The organism is Martinezella rhizogenes, assembly GCF_000799715.1.
Classification (GTDB): domain Bacteria; phylum Pseudomonadota; class Alphaproteobacteria; order Rhizobiales; family Rhizobiaceae; genus Rhizobium; species Rhizobium rhizogenes_C.
In genome coordinates this window covers 16,860-34,556 of sequence record NZ_JUHG01000003.1, presented here as the reverse complement: position 1 = coordinate 34,556, position 17,697 = coordinate 16,860, and the positions used below count along the sequence as shown (strand labels likewise).

The window sequence follows — 17,697 nt, the reverse complement described above, 5'->3', positions numbered from 1 at the left end:
GCGTTATTGTGATTATTCGCCGTCGATTTTCTTAGCCATATAGGCAAGAGCCTGCTGATAGACGCTTGAGTCGTTCCAGCCGCCAATCGCCGCGAAATTCGGTTCGCCCGGTTGGTAACCGGCACCGGGGCGCCAGCCATGACCTTTCAGCAAATTGGCTGCGGACGCCAACGCGTCAGCACGCGAGCCAATCAAATCAACCTTGCCATCGCCATCGGCATCGACGCCATACAATACGACGTTCTTCGGCATGAATTGCGTCTGGCCGATTTCGCCATGGGCTGCACCTTTTGCAGACGGGCTGAGATAACCTTCACCGACGAGCTTGAGAGCGGCATAGAGCTGTTCGGTAAACATTGCGCTGCGGCGGCAATCATAGGACAACGTTGCCAATGCCGAGAGCGTATGTTGATTGCCTGTGAAACTACCGAAACCGGTTTCCATACCCCAGATGGCGAGGACCATGCCTGGCGGTACGCCGTAGCGCTGTTCGATACGCCCGAGCAATGCCCTGTTGGCGGCTTTCCTGCTCTTTGCCTGGGCGATGATTGATTGCGCGCCACGCTTCTGTATGAATTCATCGAAGGAAAGCTTGAAGCTCTTCTGACCGCGGTCGGCGCGGATGGTCGGCTGATTGTAGTGGACGTTGGCGAAGGCGCGATCGAGTGTGGATTGGCTGATGCCCTGGCCCTGCGCTTCCTGCTTGAATTCGCGCACCCAGTTGTCAAAACCGGCTGATGTGTTGCTACAGGATGCCGCGTTTGCCGCAAGCGGTGTCACCAACAACAACCCGCCCGCCACGAGAGCTGCCATTCCAGACTTAGTGATGCGCATTCAGAGTCCCCGAATCTCACCGCGCAAACGCGGTAACGTTTTTGAATAGCGCGGCGCCCCCCAATTTCCGGGCCCTTGCGCGGTCTTGTCGTCACCGGACCATGCCAGTATCCGACGGTTCTGTCATTACTACATTTTAGCGATCGATGTTTTTCACTTCACGTGAAACATGCTCGCTCAAGTATATTTTGCAAAAGCCCCGCCTTTCAGTGCGAAATGGCGAGGCTTTTCCTCAAATCCTGCTTAGATGAACAAGGTTTATAAACCGTAAATTGGTTTACAGACGCTTATGCAGCCTGCTTGCGCGGCTTGATCAGGCCACGGTTGATCAGCAGTTCGGCGATCTGGATGGCGTTCAGCGCGGCACCCTTGCGCAGATTGTCGGAGACGACCCAGATGTTGAGGCCATTTTCGACCGTAGCGTCCTCACGAATGCGGGAAATGTAGGTCGCGTCTTCGCCGGCGCACTCATAGGGCGTGATGTAGCCGCCCGGTTCGTGCTTGTCGATGACAAGGCAACCCGGCGCTTCACGCAGGATGTCACGGGCTTGGTCGGCGGAGATCTCGTTTTCGAACTCGATATTGACCGATTCCGAATGGCCGATGAAGACCGGCACGCGCACGGCGGTGCAGGTGACCTTGATCTTCGGGTCGAGGATCTTCTTGGTTTCGGCCAGCACCTTCCATTCTTCCTTGGTGTAGCCGTCTTCCATGAAGGTATCGATGTGCGGGATGACGTTGAAGGCGATGCGCTTCGGGAACTTCTTGTTCTCCATCGGATCGGCGACGAAGACGGCGCGGGTCTGGTTGAAGAGCTCGTCCATGCCATCCTTGCCGGCGCCGGAGACGGACTGGTAGGTGGAGACGACGACGCGCTTGATCTTGGCGAAGTCATGCAGAGGCTTCAGGGCCACGACGAGCTGCGCGGTCGAGCAATTCGGATTGGCGATGATGTTGCGCTTGGTGAACTGCGTGATGGCATCCGGGTTCACTTCCGGCACGATCAGCGGCACGTCGGCGTCATAGCGCCATGCCGAGGAGTTATCGATGACGACGCAGCCCTGGGCGCCGATCTTCGGCGAGTACTTCTTCGAAGTCTCCCCGCCGGCCGACATCAGGCAAATGTCGGTGTCGGAGAAATTGTAGTTCTCCAGGTTCGAAACCTTCAGCGTCCGGTCGCCAAAGGAAACTTCGGTACCCTGCGAGCGGGCCGATGCCAATGCCACGACTTCGTCAGCGGGAAAACCGCGTTCGGACAGGATGTTGAGTATTTCGCGGCCGACATTTCCGGTCGCGCCCACCACTGCAACTTTGAAACCCATTTCACAAGCTCTCTTTCTCTTCTCTCCTCTTGGACGAGGGGGGAACCGCGGTCATAACGACCGGTTCCTGTCCCCAGCCGAGCCGGGGAGAGAGCGGCAGGCCAGAGACGTCAGACGGTTTTCGTCGTCGTTTTGGCCTTGGTTTTGGAAGAAACCGGAAAATAGACATCCCGCCCGGCAGATTGCGCCAGGTGAGCGAAGCTATCGATCTGTTCGAAGCGAAGCATGGAGGTCTTCCTTTTCCGTCGCCGGTTCTAAGAGGTTTTCCACAGGAGTCAAGGATTTTGCGCTCCCACCCCAGTGGGAACGCGGAAATCGGAGCGAAGTTTCAACGATTGGTGTCGCGCGTGGATTCGAACAGGAACCAGGTGCGGCGCTCCGTCTCGTAGAGAATTTAGCGGCGGAACCGGCTGCGATGATCTGCGGAAAGGCCGAACAGGATAATATGAAGACGGGAAAGGTTTGGCAATTGCTCGCTAATATAGCGGATCGGCACTGGGAACATGCGCAATGATGCCGCCTCCCTCGCGGGAGGGAAGCGGCCGGAGGGATGGCGGTTACTTCAGGCCGCCGCCGGCATAGAGGGTTTCGCCGGTGAGCCAGGCGGAATCCTTCGATGCGAGGAAAACGGCGACCGGGGCGATGTCCGTCGGCTGGCCGAGGCGGCCGAGCGGCGTTTGTGAAACCAGATGCTTTTCGAAATCGCTGCCGATGACGCCGGCCGCATGCACGCCTTCGGTCTCGACGCCGCCCGGCGAGATGGTGTTGACGCGGATGTTGCGGGGGCCGAGTTCCTTGGCGAGGATCTGGGTGATGGTGGTAACGGCCGCCTTGGTTGCCGTATAGACGGCGGTGGTCGGCAGGTTCAGGGTGACGGCGTTCGAGGCGATGTTGATGATATTGCCGCCTTCCGGGCCGAAATATTTCACCGCTTCCTGCGTCGTCAGCAATGTGCCGAGGACATTGATGTTGAACTCACGATGGAATTCCTCCTCGGTGATCTCTTCCAGCGCCGCGAATTTGTAGACGCCGGCATTGTTGACGAGGATGTCGACGCCGCCGAAAGCCTCCTTCGCTTCAGCGAAAAGGCGCTTCACGTCGGCGGATTTAGAGACGTCGCCATGCGCGGCGATCGCCTTGCCGCCCTTGGATTTGATCTCGGCCACGACCCGGTCGGCGCCTTCGCGGCTGGATGCGTAGTTGACCACGACGGCGGCACCCGCCTCGCCAAATGCCTTGGCGATGCCGGCGCCGATGCCCTTGGATGCTCCGGTCACGATTGCGACCTTGCCTTCTAGCTTGCTCATGTCATCTCCTGTCGAGATATTGTTAGATGATTTTACAACTATCGAATTGTTGGCGCGAACAAGGCCCCGAAGCGGCAACCGTCATCCCGTCACTTTGATATTTAGATAATCATCTAACTGATACAAGAGCAGACGCATGTGACATGCAAAGAATTGTCAGATGTTGGCGAGCTCGGCCATATAGGAATTGAGCACGTCGCGCCGGAGCAGCAGGTTTGCAAACTTGCCGTCCCGCAGAATTTCGATGAGACCGGCGTTCTCGAGTTCCTTGAGATGATGCGAAATCGTGGCGGCGCTGACAGCGTGACATTGGGTCAGCACGCTGCAAGGCATGGGATCGGCGGTACCGCCGATCTCCTTCAGTATCTGCACGCGACGCGGCTCGGCAAGCGCCCGGGCAATCAATCCCATCTGCCTCTCGCTCAATCGTGTCTGCCCGGCATCCGTCATCGTCTTTACCACATCGCAAGCGGGATGGATTTCCCGCGGATTCACCGCCCCAGATATATGAATGCGAGGGATGCTTGGCAACATGCGGGGTGGGGCGGATGGGGGCAAAATCCCCTACTTCCCCTTCAGCAGCGGTAGTCTCGGCACCGGCCAGCCGGTTTCGCCGATGCGGAAGAGCAGGCCGTAGCGGGAATAGACGATCGCCATCATGAAGGAGAACCAGCCGCCGAGCGCCAGGCCGGCGATGACGTCGCTCGGATAATGTGCGCCGATCATCACGCGCGTTGCGGCGAGCCAGAGGGCACAGGCGATGAAGATGTAGCGATAGCGCGGGAAAAGGAAGGCCAGCGCCACGAAGAAAGCGCCGATGGTGGTCGCATGGCCGGACGGGAAGCTTTCAAAGCCAGCATGGCCATTGAAAGGCGAGAAGCCGAAAGGACCCCAATCCTGGAAATGCGTGGGGCGGGCACGGCCGATGGCGCGTTTCAGCAGATTGGCAAGGATGCCTGAAAGCGCGATCGTCGTCAGCAGATAGCCGCCGATCTGACAGATGCGCAGTGCCTGGCAACGACAGCGCGGCGATTGCAACAGCCGGCTACCGGCCCAGCCCTCGAAAAATAGAAAGGCGCTGATCAGGATGAGCCAGCCGGATTCGCCGAAGTTGGTAAGCATTTTGCCGAAGAAATGGATCGGCGGCGCCATGTTCCTGATGTTGGCGCCCACCGGCCAGTCGAAGAGCAGGGCCGCGAGCAGGACGATATTGGCGGTCAGGAACAGGCAGATTTTCCAATGCGACGGCGCGAAGCCGCTTCTGTTCCGTCGCCAACGCCTGTCGAGAGACGTCAAGATCGCCTGCATGCCCCACCGCCTGTCGCCGATATGTTTGATCCCAATCCGGAATCAGGCGTAGCAGGCTCCTGCTACAGTTTTTTTACGGATTTGAGACGGTCGACAGGCAAATCGAATCGCGGGCGCGGCAGGGGCCAGCCGGTTTGTGTGGCGGAGAAAATTAGGCCGAAGCGGGAGAATAAGATCGCGATAGCAAAGGCGATCCAGGCGCCAAGCGCCAGGCCGGCGGCGACATCGCTTGGGTAATGCACGCCAATGATGATGCGGGTTACCCCGAGCCAGAGACCGATGCCGACAAACAGCAGCCGGAAGCGCGGAAAAAGCAGAGCGAGTGCGGCAAAGAGCGCGCCCACATGCGCTGAATGGGCCGAAGGAAAGCTTTGGAACAGGAAATCGCCGCGAAACGGTTCGAAGCCGAAAATGCCGTACTCACCGTAAAGCGGCGGCCGCGCCCGGCCGATCGCATATTTCAATATATGCACGACGATGCTGGCGGAAAGAACGGAAAAGCCGACATAGGTCACCTTCCGGATGAGATGGGCGGCATGATAGCGGCCCTGCATTCGTGAAAATCGCCGCGTAAGCGGGAGACCGATGGCAAGCGCTACGATGGCGGCGGCAAGAATCCAGACGAGCCTACCGATGTCGGTGACGGCGCCCGCAACCGCGATCAGTCGTGGCGAAAGGTTCTTTGCCGTCTCGCCGAGCGGCGCATCGAAAACCAGGAAAGCAAGAACGACGACATTGACGGTGGTCAGCGCATAGCCGAGCCAGGGAAGGCGTCGATGCCGGCCGCGGCGAAGCTCATAGCGCCGCGCCAGTCTCCGCCATGGCGATGATTGCCTTCGGATCGTGTTCGGCGGCGGGGTGATTTCCGTGCTCATGCGACCGGACATAGGAGGCGATGGTGTTGAGTTCAACAAAAAGCCCCCGCTCCGTGGGTCGGGAGCGAGGGCTTTCATGTTTCACGGGAAATATAGCCGGCGATTTATGCCGAAAGTGCCTTGAATTCGGCGAGGATGGCGTCGCCCATTTCGGTGGTGCCGACCTGGCGGCTGCCCGCCGACATGATGTCGCCGGTGCGGATGCCGCTGTCGAGCACGTTGGCGATCGCCTTTTCCAGCGCGTCGGCTTCGGTGACGAGGCCGAAGGAGTAGCGCAGGCACATGGCGAAGGAGGCGATCATGGCGATCGGGTTGGCGATGCCCTTACCGGCGATATCGGGAGCTGAGCCGTGCACCGGCTCATAGAGCGCCTTGCGCTTGCCGGTCTTGGCGTCGGGCGCGCCGAGCGAGGCTGATGGCAGCATGCCGAGCGAGCCGGTCAGCATGGCGGCGACGTCGGAGAGCATGTCGCCGAAGAGGTTGTCGGTGACGATGACGTCGAACTGCTTCGGCTGGCGCACGAGCTGCATGCCGCCGGCGTCCGCCAGCATATGCTCGAGCTGGACGTCGGCATATTTTTCCTTGTGCGTCGCGGTGACCACCTGGTTCCAGAGCACGCCCGACTTCATGACGTTGCGCTTTTCCATCGAGCAGACGCGATTGCCGCGAGTGCGCGCCAGTTCGAAGGCGACGCCGGAAATGCGTTCGATCTCATAGGTATCGTAAACCTGCGTGTCGATGCCGCGCTTCTGACCGTTGCCGAGGTCGATGATCTCCTTCGGCTCGCCGAAATAGACGCCGCCGGTGAGTTCGCGCACGATCAGAATATCAAGGCCTTCGACCAGCTCGGGCTTCAGCGAGGAGGCCGACGCCAGTGCCGGGTAGCAGATGGCCGGGCGCAGGTTGGCGAAAAGCTGAAGATCCTTGCGCAGGCGCAGCAGGCCGGCTTCGGGGCGGACCTCGTAAGGCACATCATCCCACTTCGGGCCGCCGACGGCGCCGAAAAGAACGGCGTCGGCCGCCATCGCCTTGGCCATATCGGCATCGGAGATCGCCGCGCCGTGCGCGTCATAGGCGCTGCCGCCGACCAGACCCTCGTCGGTAACGAAACCGGCACCCTTCGCCTCGTTCATATAAGTGATGATCTTGCGGACTTCGCCCATGGCTTCAGGGCCGATGCCGTCACCCGGCAGAAGGAAGAGATTGCGCACTGTCATGGGGAAGAGCCTCCGCAAAAGAAACAAGTTGCGCGGTTCTTAGACCTGCAAATGCGGCTTTTCAAGCGAGGAAGGGCGGGAAACGGTACGGTTTTGCGGCTTTTGCGGCCAATCACCCGCATCCCGGCCTTTCCGTGATGCTTACTCAGCCAGACCCAGCGAAGCCAGATAAGCAGCCGATGCCGGGATCTTCGACTTGTCCTTGATCTCGATGACCAGGCGCGGATTGCTGTCGAGCTTGGCAAGGGCGGCAAAGACGGCACGCCAGTGGATGTTGCCTTCGCCGAGGCTCCAGTGGCGGTCGGCATAGCCGTCGGCATCCTGCAGGTGGACGTGCTGCAGGCGATTGCCGGCGGCGTGGACGTAGTAGTCGACCGGCGGTGCGCCGGTGTAGCCGTGAGCATAATGGGCATGGCCGGTATCGATCGATACGGCAACGGCGGGCGAATTGAAGCTGTCGGCGAGGCCGACGCGGATATGCGGGTCCTTGTCCTCGATGTTTTCGATGACCATGGTGAGCCCGATATCCTCGGCGCGCTTGACGGCCTCTTTCAGCGTCTGATGCGTGTATTCGATGATCTTTTCGCGCTCGCCCTTGTTGTTGTCGAGGTTGTTGTAGGACCAGGACGTATAGGGGCTATGGATGACCATCTGCGTGGCGCCGATATTGGCGCAGACGTCGAGCGCCTGCAGGAGGCGCCTGGAAACGACGGCGCGGATATCGGGGTCCTGCGAGGCGATGATGAAACCCCAGAACGGGCCGTGTATGCCGAGACGACCCTGATGACCGTCGAGCAGTTTTCTGGCGCGCTCGGCGAGCGGCGCCCAGTCGCCGTTCAGGATTTCGGCGTCGACGAAGCTCTGCAGTTCCAGGTCGCGCGGCTTTTCGAGTAGCCAGCCACGATGAGTTTCGACGTCGGAAAGCGTCATGGCGGCGCCGACAATAGGAAGGGAGGTCATGGAATGCTCCGATAGGGAGGAGGGGAATTGTTGAGGGCGGGAGAGGCCCGAAGGGCTCCGCTGAATCTGTATGACCCCCGTTTTTGACGGGCATATTACAGCCGGCCGGATCGCATGACCTTTATACGTAGCGGCATAAGAAAAAGCCGGGCTTTTCAGCCCGGCTTCGACACGCAAATGTGATGATGAAATCGATCAGGCAGCCCAGGGATGAGCGGCGGCGTTCGACTTTTCGAACGTGTCGATCGCGGATGCCTTTTCCAGCGTCAGGCCGATATCGTCGAGACCGTTCAGCAGGCAGTGGCGCTTGAATTCGTCGAGTTCGAACTTGAGCGAGCCGCCGTCCGGGCCGGTGATCTCGAGGTTTTCCAGATCGATCGTCAGGATGGCGTTGGAGCCGCGCGAGGCGTCGTCCATCAGCTTGTCGAGATCTTCCTGGCTGACCTTGATCGGCAGAATGCCATTCTTGAAGCAGTTGTTGTAGAAGATGTCGGCAAAGCTGGTCGAGATGACGCAGCGGATACCGAAGTCGAGCAGTGCCCAGGGAGCGTGTTCGCGCGAGGAACCGCAGCCGAAATTGTCGCCGGCGACGAGGATCTTGGCGTTCTGATAGGCCGGCTTGTTCAGCACGAAATCCTGGTTCAGCGAGCCATCTTCATGGTAGCGGGCTTCGGCGAACAATCCCGTTCCGAGACCGGTGCGCTTGATGGTCTTCAGATAATCCTTCGGGATGATCATGTCGGTGTCGACGTTGACGACCGGGAGGGGTGCCGCGACACCGGTCAACTTCACGAACTTGTCCATAGGTCCTGCCTTCAATTTTCGTCTATGCGCGATTATCCTGCCAATAGCGCAAATCCGGCCCAAAATGAAGGGGAATCTTGGACATGCTCCGCAGGTGGGCGCATCCGTCGCGGTGCTGCAATTTAAGGATTGCGCGCACACACCCGCATCGGGAGCGGCAAGTGCCGCCCTGCCCGATATCAGAGGTCGATGATCGTGCCGCGACCGTCGTTCCAGACGCGCATCTCGCGCTGACCGTTGTTCGCCCTGGCGCGCACCGGAACAGGCTTCATCCGCAGCGAAATCGCGCGGCCCACCATAAGCGCGGTGAGAATGCCGCCGACGGTGAGCGTCAGCGAAACGGTAAACAGCGCCATTGCCGCAAACACGGTGATGCCGGCAAGCGCGATGAACAGGGAACGAATGTTTTTCATGGTCGAGACCTCTCTACTCATGGAAATGTGGTCCTCTCTTCTCTCATCTGCAAGAGGAGCGTGGCTTTTTGTTGTCGCGCCATTGTCATCTTGCCTGAAGATCGAAAGCGCGGCAAAACTGGAAGATGAGTAGAGTTGCCCCTCCCCGTTCCGTCTGCCTGCGCCGTTCGGTGCTGAGCGTTCCCGCGATCAACCTTCGCGCGCTTGAAAAGATTGCCAGCCTCGATTGCGATGCGGTCATCTTCGATCTCGAAGATTCCGTGGCGCCGGAGAAGAAGGCGGAGGCGCGCGAGAATCTGCGGCGCTTTTTCGCCGGCCCACCGCTTATCGGCAAGGAACGGATCATCCGCATCAATACGCTGTCATCCGGCCTTGGTGCCGATGACCTGGATCTGGTGCTGGCGCTCGAACCCGATGCCGTTCTCCTGCCCAAGGTCGACGAGCCGCAGGATGTGACTGTTGTCAGCGACAGGCTTGCCGAGGCGGATGCGCCGGAGAGCCTACGCATTTGGGCGATGATCGAGACGCCGCGCGGCATCCTGAATGCCGCTGCCATCGCCGAGGCCGGACGCACGCCGGGAAGCCGGCTCGATTGCTTCGTCGTCGGCCTCAACGACCTGCGCAAGGAGACCGGCGTGCTGCCGCAGCCGGGCCGCGCCTATCTCGTGCCCTGGCTGATGCAGGTGGTTTTGGCCGTCAGCGCCTACGGGCTCGACGCCATCGACAGCGTCTTCAACGATTTCAAGGATATAGAGGCGCTGGACACCGAATGCGGCGAAGGCCGCGCCATGGGCTTTGCCGGCAAGATGCTGATCCACCCGAACCAGATCGAGGCCGCCAACCGGCATTTCGGGTCGGACGAGACGGCAATTGCCGAGGCGGAGGCGATCATCACGGCCTTTGCCGATCCGGCCGCCGCCAGCCTCAATGTCGTCAATCTCGGCGGCCGCATGGTCGAGCGGCTGCATCTTGTCCAGGCAGAAAGACTGGTTCATAAAGCTCGCCTGATTGCAAAACGCCATCGCCCTTCGACAAGCGAAGGGTGAGGCCGATATCTTACGAAAGACGCTTCGATGAAACTCTATCGCCTCCTCACCGGACCGGACGACGCTTCCTTCTGCCACAAGGTCACCGCCGCGCTGAACAAGGGCTGGGATCTCTCGGGCTCGCCGACCTATAGCTTCAATGCCGCAACCGGCGTGATGCAGTGCGGCCAGGCCGTCGTCAAAGAGGTTGTTGGCAAGGATTATGATCCGGAGATGAAGCTTTCCGAGCAGTAAGCGTGCGGCAATAGGACCGCTTTTCTAGCGGTCCGTCGCTTCTTCCGCGCTTTCCTCGATGCGCTCCATGTCCTCGTCGCTCAGGCCGAAATGATGGCCGATCTCGTGGATCAGGACATGGGTGATGATATCGCCGAGGGTTTCCTCGTTTTCCGCCCAGTAATCGATGATCGGCCGGCGGTAGAGGCGGATCTTGTTCGGCATCTCCCCGGTCTGGGCGGTGAAGCGCTCGGATATGCCGCGGCCTTCGAACAGGCCAAGCAGATCGAAGGGCGTTTCCAGCGCCATGTCCTCGAAGATGTCGTCGTCGGGAAAATCCTCGATCAGAATGATGAGATTGCCAGTGAGCGAGCGGAATTCATCCGGCAGGTGGCTGTAAGCCTCCGTGGCCAGCGATTCAAACGTGCTGATTGAGGGCGCGTGGCGGTCCCGCCAATCCTCGCTCTGGTCAATGCGGGCCATGAATGCTTCCTTCCGTAGCTGGTCATATAGAGCCTTTGTTCGGGTTTTTCGAGAGCCGATTGTGGCAGAGGAATATTTTCTCATAGAATCATGTTGACTCTTTCCTCGACCTCTGGAATCCATAAGAACATAACAGGAACATAATTGATCTGGAGCTAACGTCATGGCCGAGACCGCCGTGGCGCGGGAAACGCTTTTTGCCCTGCGTGAAACCATCGCCCGACTTGAAGGCAGGCCGATACCGGCGCTGGCGGCGGCGGCGCATGAGACGCAGGCGGTGGAGCCTGATGCCGGTTCGGCGGATGCTGCCCAGTCGCTGCTTGCGACCGGGGTTTCCGACCTTGACGAGGCGCTGCAGGGCGGCGTGCCGCTCGACGCGCTGACGGAGATCCGCTCGCTGGCCTTGCGCGATGCCGGCGCGGCCAGCGCTTTCACGCTTGCTCTTGCCGCGCGGCTTGGAGCTTTTGCAGGGCGGCTTGGGGCGCAAGCCGCCGGCAAGACCGCGATCGTGTCACCGGTTCTATGGATCGGCGACACGGTCGCGGCGATGGAGGCGGGTCTGCCCTACCCCATCGGTCTCAGGGATTTCGGATTGGAGCCGGCCGGATTTCTGCAGGCCTCGCCGCGCAAGCTGGACGAGGCGCTGTGGCTGGCGGAGACGGCGCTTGCAAGTGCTGCCTTTGCGGTCGTCATCCTGGAAGTGCGCGGCAATCCGGCCCGCTTCGGCCTGACCGAAAGCCGGCGGCTGGCGCTTCGGGCCAAGGCGGCGGGGCGGCCTTTGTTTTTATTGCGGCAGGGGGGCGAGGAGGAGGCAAGCAGCGCCCTCTTCCGCCTCTCCGTCGAACCCGCGCCGGCTTTGGCGCGGCCTCTACCGGACGGATCGATGCTTGGCGGTAGCATCGGTCATCCGGCCTTTCGTCTCACCCTGGAAAAGAGCCGCAACCCGGTGCCTTTTTCCATAACCCTGGAATGGAATGCACATGACCGCCAGTTTTCCCCTGTCCCCGACGCTCAGCGCCCTGCCTTTCCCGGCGAACACGCAGCGCATTCTGGCGTTGACCTTCCCGCATCTGCCGACCGACCGGATCGCCCGCAAGCGCTGGGGCCTATCCTGGCGTACAGCCGGCCGGTTTGAAGCGCCGCCGCTTGCCTGCGCCGGCAAGCTCAGCAATGCCATGCGGCTGACCGCGCTCAACGAGCGGGCAGAGATGCTCGGCCTGAAACTCGGCCTGGGCGTTGCCGAGGCGAAGGCGATCTGTCCCGCTCTCGACGTCGTCGAGGAGGATCTAGGGGCGAACCGTAAGCTGCTGGAGGCGATTGCCGACTGGTGCGATCGTTATACGCCGCTGGTGGCGATCGACGGCAAGGATGGGCTTTTCCTCGACATTACCGGCTGTGCTCATCTCTTCGGCGGCGAAGAGGCGCTGCTCGAGGACATACTGATCCGCATTTCCGGGCTGGGGCTCGATGTCCGCGGCGCCATCTCCTCAGCACCTGGCCTGTCCTGGGCGATTGCCCGTTTTGAGGACAGCCGCGTCGTGCCGCCGGACACCATGGAAGAGGCGCTGGCGCCACTGCCGGTCGCTTCGCTGAGGCTCGGCGAGGAAACCGTCGCCGCCTTGCAGAAACTGGGGTTGAAGCAGGTGGGCGATCTCCTCGCCGCACCGCGGGCGCCGCTCACCCGCCGTTTTGGCGCGCAATTGCTTTTGCGGCTCGATCAGGCCATTGGCCTCGCCGAAGAGCCGATCTCGCCGCGCCGGCCGGTGGCGCAATTGTCAGCCGAGCGGCGGCTTGCCGAGCCGGTGCAGGCGGAGGCCGATATCCTGCAGCTTGCCCGCGAGCTTGCCGAAACCCTGAAGCCGGGGCTGGAAGCGCGGGGCGTCGGCGGCCGCCTGTTCGAGCTCCTGCTGTTTCGGGTCGACGGCGCGGTGTTCCGCATTGCCGCCGGCGCATCGCAGCCGCTGCGGGAGCCAAGGCGGATCGCCGGCCTGTTTACCGAGCGCTTTACCGCCATTCATGACGATCTCGATGTCGGATACGGCTTCGAAATCGTCCGTCTCAATGTTTTGCAGCATGCGCCCTTCGACGCGATGCAGGGCGATTTCGTCGAGGAAGACCGGCAGGGCACGTCGCTCGCCGCCTTCGCCGACCGGGTCGCGGCGCGGCTGGGGCCGGACTGCCTGCAGGGTTTCGAACTGCGGCAAAGCCATATCCCCGAACGGGCCGTCCGACCGGTGCCTGTGATGAACATCCTCGCTACTCGCAGGCGAACAGGCAGCGAATATGCCAGCCACGGCTTTTTCCGAGGCGAACGGCCGCTCCGGCTGTTTCGCATGCCGGAGCCGATCGAAGCCTTTGCCGCTGAAGTGCCTGACGGCCCGCCCCGGCAGTTTCGCTGGCGGCGGATGATGCACCGGGTCCTGCGGGCCGAAGGGCCGGAGCGGCTGGCGGCGGAATGGTGGGTCGAGGAAGAGGAAGATGTCCCGGAGCGCGATTATTTCCGCATCGAAGACGAAGGCGGTCATCGCTACTGGCTGTTTCGCAAGGGACTCTATGGCCGAGGTGAGACGGCGCCGAACTGGTATATGCACGGGGTCTTCGCGTGAGCGGCCAACCGTCCTTTTCCGGGTCGATCCCCTTTTTCGAGATCGGGGCACGGTCGAACTTCTCCTTTCTCGAGGGTGCCTCGCATCCGGAGGAGATGGTGTTGGGCGCGAAGATCGCCGGCCTTGCCGGCCTCGGCCTTGCCGATCGCAACAGCGTCGCCGGCGTGGTCAAGGCGCATGTCATTGCCAAGCAGCATGGCTACCGCTTTCAGCCCGGCGCGCGTCTGATTTTTTCGGACGGCACGCCCGACATTCTTGCCTATCCGCAGAACCGACGGGGCTGGGCGCATCTCTGCCGGCTGCTGAGTGCCGGTAATTTGCGCGGCGAGAAGGGCATTTGCATCCTGAACGAAAGCGATTTGCTGGAATGGGGCGACGAGATGATGCTCGCGCTCGTTCCGAATGCGGTAAGCGTGGAGACGCCGGAAGGGCAGGCAAAGCTGGAGGAATGCCTTGCGCGGCTATGGATGCGCTTCGGCAGGAAGCTCCATATGGTCTTGTCGCCCGCCTATGACGGGCGGGATCGACTGGTCTTTGCGAGTCTTTCCATTCTAGCGCTTCGAAACGGCGTGCGGCTGATCGCCAGCAATGAGCCGCTTTATCACGCAACCGAACGCAAACCGCTTGCCGATATCGTCGTTTCGATCCGCGAGCATGTGCCGATCGCCGAGGCCGGCTTCAAGCTTGCCGCCAATGCCGAACGCTATCTGAAGGGCGGGGGCGAGATGGCGCGTCTTTTCAGGGACTATCCGAAGGCTATCGCCAATACGCAGAAGTTTTTCAGCCGGCTGTCTTTCTCGCTGGATGAGCTGAAGCACAATTATCCTGATGAAAGCGTTCCGGGCGAGACCGTATCGGAAACGCTGGATCGGCTGGCACGGGAAGGCGCGAAACGGCGCTATCCCGATAAGATTCCCGAAAAGGTCGCCAGGCAGATCGATTATGAACTCGAGCTCATCCGAGAACGGCAATACGAGCCTTATTTCCTGACGGTGCATCGCATCATGGACTATGCCCGCAGTCGGAATATTCTGTGCCAGGGTCGCGGTTCCGCCGCCAATTCCACGGTCTGCTATTGCCTTGGGATTACCGAGGTCAATCCGGAGATCACGACGCTCTTGTTCGAGCGCTTCATTTCCACGGAGCGCGAGGAGCCGCCGGATATCGACGTCGATTTCGAGCATGAGAAGCGCGAAGAGGTCATCCAGTTCATCTATGAGCATTATTCCAAGGAGCATGCCGGCCTGACGGCGGCGGTTACCAGCTATCGGGCGCGCTCGGCCGGCCGCGAGGTGGCGAAGGCCTTCGGCCTGTCGGAGGATGTGCAATCGGCCCTGGCGAGCGGCGTCTGGGGCTGGTCGACGGAGGAACTGTCCGAGCGCGAGGCACGGCTTGCCGGCCTCGATCTCAAGGACAAGACGACGAAACGCGTGCTCTCCCATGCCTCGACATTGATGGGGTTCCCGCGCCATCTGACCCAGCATGTCGGCGGTTTCGTCATCACCCGGGATCGGCTGGATGAGGTGGTGCCGATCATGCATACGGCGATGAAAGATCGCTATATGATCGAGTGGAACAAGGACGATCTCGACAGTCTCAATATCCTGAAGATCGACGTTCTGGCACTGGGCATGCTGACCTGCCTTGCCAAGGCTTTCGACCTGCTTCTGCTACACTATGATGTGAAGAAGGCGCTCGCCGATCTTGGAAGTGGCGAGTATCCCGACCGCATACCGGTCTATGACATGATCTGCCGCGCCGATACGATCGGCGTCTTCCAGATCGAAAGCCGGGCGCAGATGAGCATGCTGCCGCGTCTTCGGCCTCGCAAATTCTACGATCTCGTCATCGAGGTGGCGATCGTCCGGCCCGGCCCGATCCAGGGCAATATGGTGCATCCCTATCTCAAGCGGCGGGAGGCCGATCGGGCGGGAAAGGATCTCGACTATCCGAGTCCTGAGCTGAAGGAGGTTCTGAAGCGAACGCTGGGTGTCCCGCTGTTTCAGGAACAGGCTATGCAGATCGCCATTACGGCCGCAGGCTTTACCCCTGCGGAGGCTGACAAGTTGCGCCGGGCGATGGCGACGTTCAAGCGAACCGGAACTATCCACACCTTCGAGAAGAAGATGATCGAAGGCATGGTCGCGAAGGGATACGAGCGCGAATTCGCCAAGAACTGCTTCGAGCAGATCAAGGGCTTCGGCGAATATGGTTTTCCCGAAAGCCACGCGGCGTCCTTCGGCTTGCTTGTCTATGCCTCCTCCTGGCTCAAGACTTACTACCCCGATGTCTTTTGCGCGGCGATCCTCAATGCCCAGCCGATGGGTTTTTATGCGCCGGCGCAGCTCGTGCGTGATGCGCGCGAACATGGCGTCGAGGTGCGGCCGGTGGATGTCAACAGCTCGCAATGGGATTCGCTTCTGGAAGAGGCGCGCTTCGACAGGAATACGATCGAGCCGCGCCATGCGTCGATGCGGGAAGTGATCCGGACGAACCGGGCCGTCCGTCTCGGCTTCCGGCAGGTCAAGGGGCTGTCGGAAACTGATATGGGTGAACTCGTTGCCCGTCGCGGCCTTGGCTATGTCTCCGTGCGCGATCTCTGGCTGCGCTCCGGTCTTGCCAAGTCCGTCATCGAGCGGCTGGCCGATGCCGATGCCTTTCGCTCGATCGGGCTTGAGCGCCGCGAGGCGCTGTGGGCCGTCAGGGCGCTGGATGCGCAAAGTGCCGCCGAAAAGCTTCCCCTCTTCGATCTGGTAGATCGCGCCGACCTGCAGGTCGAGCCCAGCGTGTCCCTGCCGGATATGCTACCCGGCGAGCATGTGATTGAGGATTATCGTTATCTCTCGCTCTCCCTGAAGGCGCATCCGGTTTCCTTCCTGCGTGGGGATTTCGCCCGCATGGGCATCGTAGAGAACCGGGATCTGCCCACCATAGCCAATGGACGGATGGTGACTGTGGCGGGATTGGTGCTGGTGCGCCAGCGGCCAGGCTCGGCGAATGGGGTGATCTTCATGACGCTGGAGGACGAGACCGGTGTTGCCAATGCAATCGTCTGGCCGAAAATGTTCGAAAAATACCGTGCCATCGTCATGGGCGCCCGGCTGGTCAAGATCCGTGGCCGCCTGCAGAGCGAGAGCGGCGTCATCCATGTGGTGGTCGATTACATCGAGGACATGACCCCGGCGCTTGGCATCCTGCAACGCGAAGCCCGGCGTTTCGGCGTCAGCGACCGGTCGGACGAGGCTCTGCGCCCGACCATGGACCATCGGCAAGGCAAGCGGCGTGCAAGCCCGGATCAGGGGCAGGCTGATACCGCGACGGATGGCCGCGGTGATGTCGCCGGGACGGCCCGAGTCATGCCGCGAGGCCGTAATTTTCATTGAAACCCGGAGAAAAACGGGATGCCGCCCTCTCGCCGGGCGATATCCTCGGCTTTGCCCAATGAAAAATGAATCGATTCTTTACTTGACAAGAACCGTCTTCTTTCGCAGATAAACAGGATAGCAAATGTCATGTTTGACGGACTGAGCGAAGAATGCTGGTTTGTAGCTGTAATTACATCACCGACAAGGAAATCCGGGACGTCATCAACGAGTTCCTGGATGAGGACTGTTGGCAGCTCATCGTCCCCGCCAAGGTGTATCACGCCATGTCGAAGCGCGGCCGTTGCTGCGGCTGTTTCCCGAATGTCGTTGATATCATTATACAGACAACCGAAGACTATCATGCCCGTCGCCACTCGACGGAAGCCGAAATATTTGATTTCATGTCCCGCCTGAAAAAATTCCATGAAGAAAACAGGAGAGCGGACATTGAAAGGCGACAAAAAAGTCATCGAGCGGCTTAACGAGGCTCTGTTCCTCGAGCTCGGCGCAGTCAACCAATATTGGGTTCATTACAGGCTTCTCGAAGATTGGGGCTACACCAAGCTTGCCAAGAAGGAGCGTGCGGAATCCATCGAGGAGATGCAGCACGCCGACCGTCTCGTCGCCCGTATCATCTTCCTTGAAGGCCATCCGAACCTGCAGACGCTGGCACCGCTGCGCATCGGCCAGAATGTCAAGGAAGTGCTGGAAGCGGATCTCGCCGGCGAATACGACGCCCGCACCGCCTACAAGAAGTCGCGCGACATCTGTCATGACGCCGGCGACTATGTGTCGATGAAGCTGTTCGAACAGCTGCTGATCGACGAGGAAGGTCACATCGACTTCCTGGAAACCCAGCTCGAACTGCTCGGCAAGATCGGCGAAGCCAAATACGGCCAGCTCAACGCCGATTCGGCTGACACCGCCGAATAATCGCATTCAGA

The 17,697-nt window shown here is 60.5% G+C and carries 18 protein-coding genes; 7 read left to right on the top strand and 11 right to left on the bottom strand.

From position 1 onward, the window contains the following. Positions 1 to 12: 12 nt before the first annotated feature. From EX00_RS02440 to EX00_RS02395, 10 genes are all read right to left on the bottom strand, one after another. Positions 13 to 834, bottom strand: a complete 822-nt coding sequence (locus tag EX00_RS02440) for a lytic murein transglycosylase (RefSeq protein WP_047453786.1) — start codon at positions 832 to 834, stop codon at positions 13 to 15. A gap of 287 nt (positions 835 to 1,121) precedes the next feature. After that, positions 1,122 to 2,156: an aspartate-semialdehyde dehydrogenase gene (locus EX00_RS02435; protein ID WP_047453785.1), complete on the bottom strand. Its 1,035-nt coding sequence runs from the start codon at positions 2,154 to 2,156 to the stop codon at positions 1,122 to 1,124. Positions 2,157 to 2,713: 557 nt separating this feature from the next. Beyond that, the gene (locus tag EX00_RS02430; RefSeq protein ID WP_047453784.1) at positions 2,714 to 3,463 is read right to left on the bottom strand and encodes a glucose 1-dehydrogenase; all 750 of its coding nucleotides are present in this window, start codon (positions 3,461 to 3,463) and stop codon (positions 2,714 to 2,716) included. Positions 3,464 to 3,619: 156 nt separating this feature from the next. Beyond that, positions 3,620 to 3,874 carry an ArsR/SmtB family transcription factor gene (locus tag EX00_RS02425; protein ID WP_234708955.1) on the bottom strand — a complete coding sequence of 85 codons (255 nt, stop codon included), beginning with the start codon at positions 3,872 to 3,874 and terminating at the stop codon, positions 3,620 to 3,622. Between the two features lie 153 nt (positions 3,875 to 4,027). Then, positions 4,028 to 4,771 carry a lipid A 1-phosphatase LpxE gene (lpxE, locus tag EX00_RS02420; RefSeq protein ID WP_047453778.1) on the bottom strand — a complete coding sequence of 248 codons (744 nt, stop codon included), beginning with the start codon at positions 4,769 to 4,771 and terminating at the stop codon, positions 4,028 to 4,030. A 62-nt stretch (positions 4,772 to 4,833) separates the two neighbouring features. Continuing rightward, positions 4,834 to 5,646 (bottom strand): phosphatase PAP2 family protein, encoded by an 813-nt coding sequence (locus EX00_RS02415; RefSeq protein WP_052210640.1) that lies wholly within the window; start codon positions 5,644 to 5,646, stop codon positions 4,834 to 4,836. Positions 5,647 to 5,750: 104 nt separating this feature from the next. Then, positions 5,751 to 6,863, bottom strand: coding sequence for a 3-isopropylmalate dehydrogenase (leuB, locus tag EX00_RS02410; protein ID WP_047453776.1), 1,113 nt, complete (start codon positions 6,861 to 6,863; stop codon positions 5,751 to 5,753). A gap of 141 nt (positions 6,864 to 7,004) precedes the next feature. Then, complete coding sequence (locus tag EX00_RS02405) at positions 7,005 to 7,823, bottom strand: sugar phosphate isomerase/epimerase family protein (RefSeq protein WP_047453774.1); 819 nt, start codon at positions 7,821 to 7,823, stop codon at positions 7,005 to 7,007. A 195-nt stretch (positions 7,824 to 8,018) separates the two neighbouring features. After that, on the bottom strand, positions 8,019 to 8,627 hold the full coding sequence (leuD, locus tag EX00_RS02400) for a 3-isopropylmalate dehydratase small subunit (protein ID WP_047453772.1): 609 nt from the start codon (positions 8,625 to 8,627) through the stop codon (positions 8,019 to 8,021). 179 nt (positions 8,628 to 8,806) lie between these two features. Further along, a complete protein-coding gene (locus tag EX00_RS02395; RefSeq protein ID WP_047453770.1) occupies positions 8,807 to 9,040 on the bottom strand; it encodes a hypothetical protein in 234 nt (77 codons plus the stop codon). A 125-nt stretch (positions 9,041 to 9,165) separates the two neighbouring features. Here EX00_RS02395 and EX00_RS02390 point away from each other — a divergent pair, with 125 nt between their 5' ends. Together EX00_RS02390 and EX00_RS02385 are read left to right on the top strand one after the other, a co-directional pair. Continuing rightward, complete coding sequence (locus EX00_RS02390) at positions 9,166 to 10,086, top strand: HpcH/HpaI aldolase/citrate lyase family protein (protein ID WP_047453768.1); 921 nt, start codon at positions 9,166 to 9,168, stop codon at positions 10,084 to 10,086. Positions 10,087 to 10,113: 27 nt separating this feature from the next. Beyond that, positions 10,114 to 10,320 carry a DUF1737 domain-containing protein gene (locus tag EX00_RS02385; protein WP_047453766.1) on the top strand — a complete coding sequence of 69 codons (207 nt, stop codon included), beginning with the start codon at positions 10,114 to 10,116 and terminating at the stop codon, positions 10,318 to 10,320. Positions 10,321 to 10,344: 24 nt separating this feature from the next. Here EX00_RS02385 and EX00_RS02380 read toward each other — a convergent pair whose 3' ends face one another. Continuing rightward, a complete protein-coding gene (locus EX00_RS02380) occupies positions 10,345 to 10,782 on the bottom strand; it encodes a metallopeptidase family protein (protein ID WP_047453764.1) in 438 nt (145 codons plus the stop codon). Between the two features lie 163 nt (positions 10,783 to 10,945). On the opposite strand from EX00_RS02380, the gene EX00_RS31900 reads away from it, so the two are divergent. From EX00_RS31900 to bfr, 5 genes are all read left to right on the top strand, one after another. Next, positions 10,946 to 11,917, top strand: a complete 972-nt coding sequence (locus EX00_RS31900) for an ImuA family protein (RefSeq protein ID WP_047453763.1) — start codon at positions 10,946 to 10,948, stop codon at positions 11,915 to 11,917. Positions 11,918 to 11,957: 40 nt separating this feature from the next. Continuing rightward, positions 11,958 to 13,388: a Y-family DNA polymerase gene (locus EX00_RS02370; protein WP_047453937.1), complete on the top strand. Its 1,431-nt coding sequence runs from the start codon at positions 11,958 to 11,960 to the stop codon at positions 13,386 to 13,388. Further along, positions 13,385 to 16,771, top strand: a complete 3,387-nt coding sequence (locus EX00_RS02365) for an error-prone DNA polymerase (protein WP_080761191.1) — start codon at positions 13,385 to 13,387, stop codon at positions 16,769 to 16,771. Before EX00_RS02370 ends, EX00_RS02365 begins: the two co-directional genes overlap by 4 nt. 152 nt (positions 16,772 to 16,923) lie before the next feature. Next, positions 16,924 to 17,235: a (2Fe-2S)-binding protein gene (locus tag EX00_RS30915; protein ID WP_007698781.1), complete on the top strand. Its 312-nt coding sequence runs from the start codon at positions 16,924 to 16,926 to the stop codon at positions 17,233 to 17,235. Continuing rightward, a complete protein-coding gene (gene bfr / locus EX00_RS02355; protein WP_007698784.1) occupies positions 17,201 to 17,686 on the top strand; it encodes a bacterioferritin in 486 nt (161 codons plus the stop codon). Before EX00_RS30915 ends, bfr begins: the two co-directional genes overlap by 35 nt. The last annotated feature ends 11 nt before the right edge of the window (positions 17,687 to 17,697 follow it).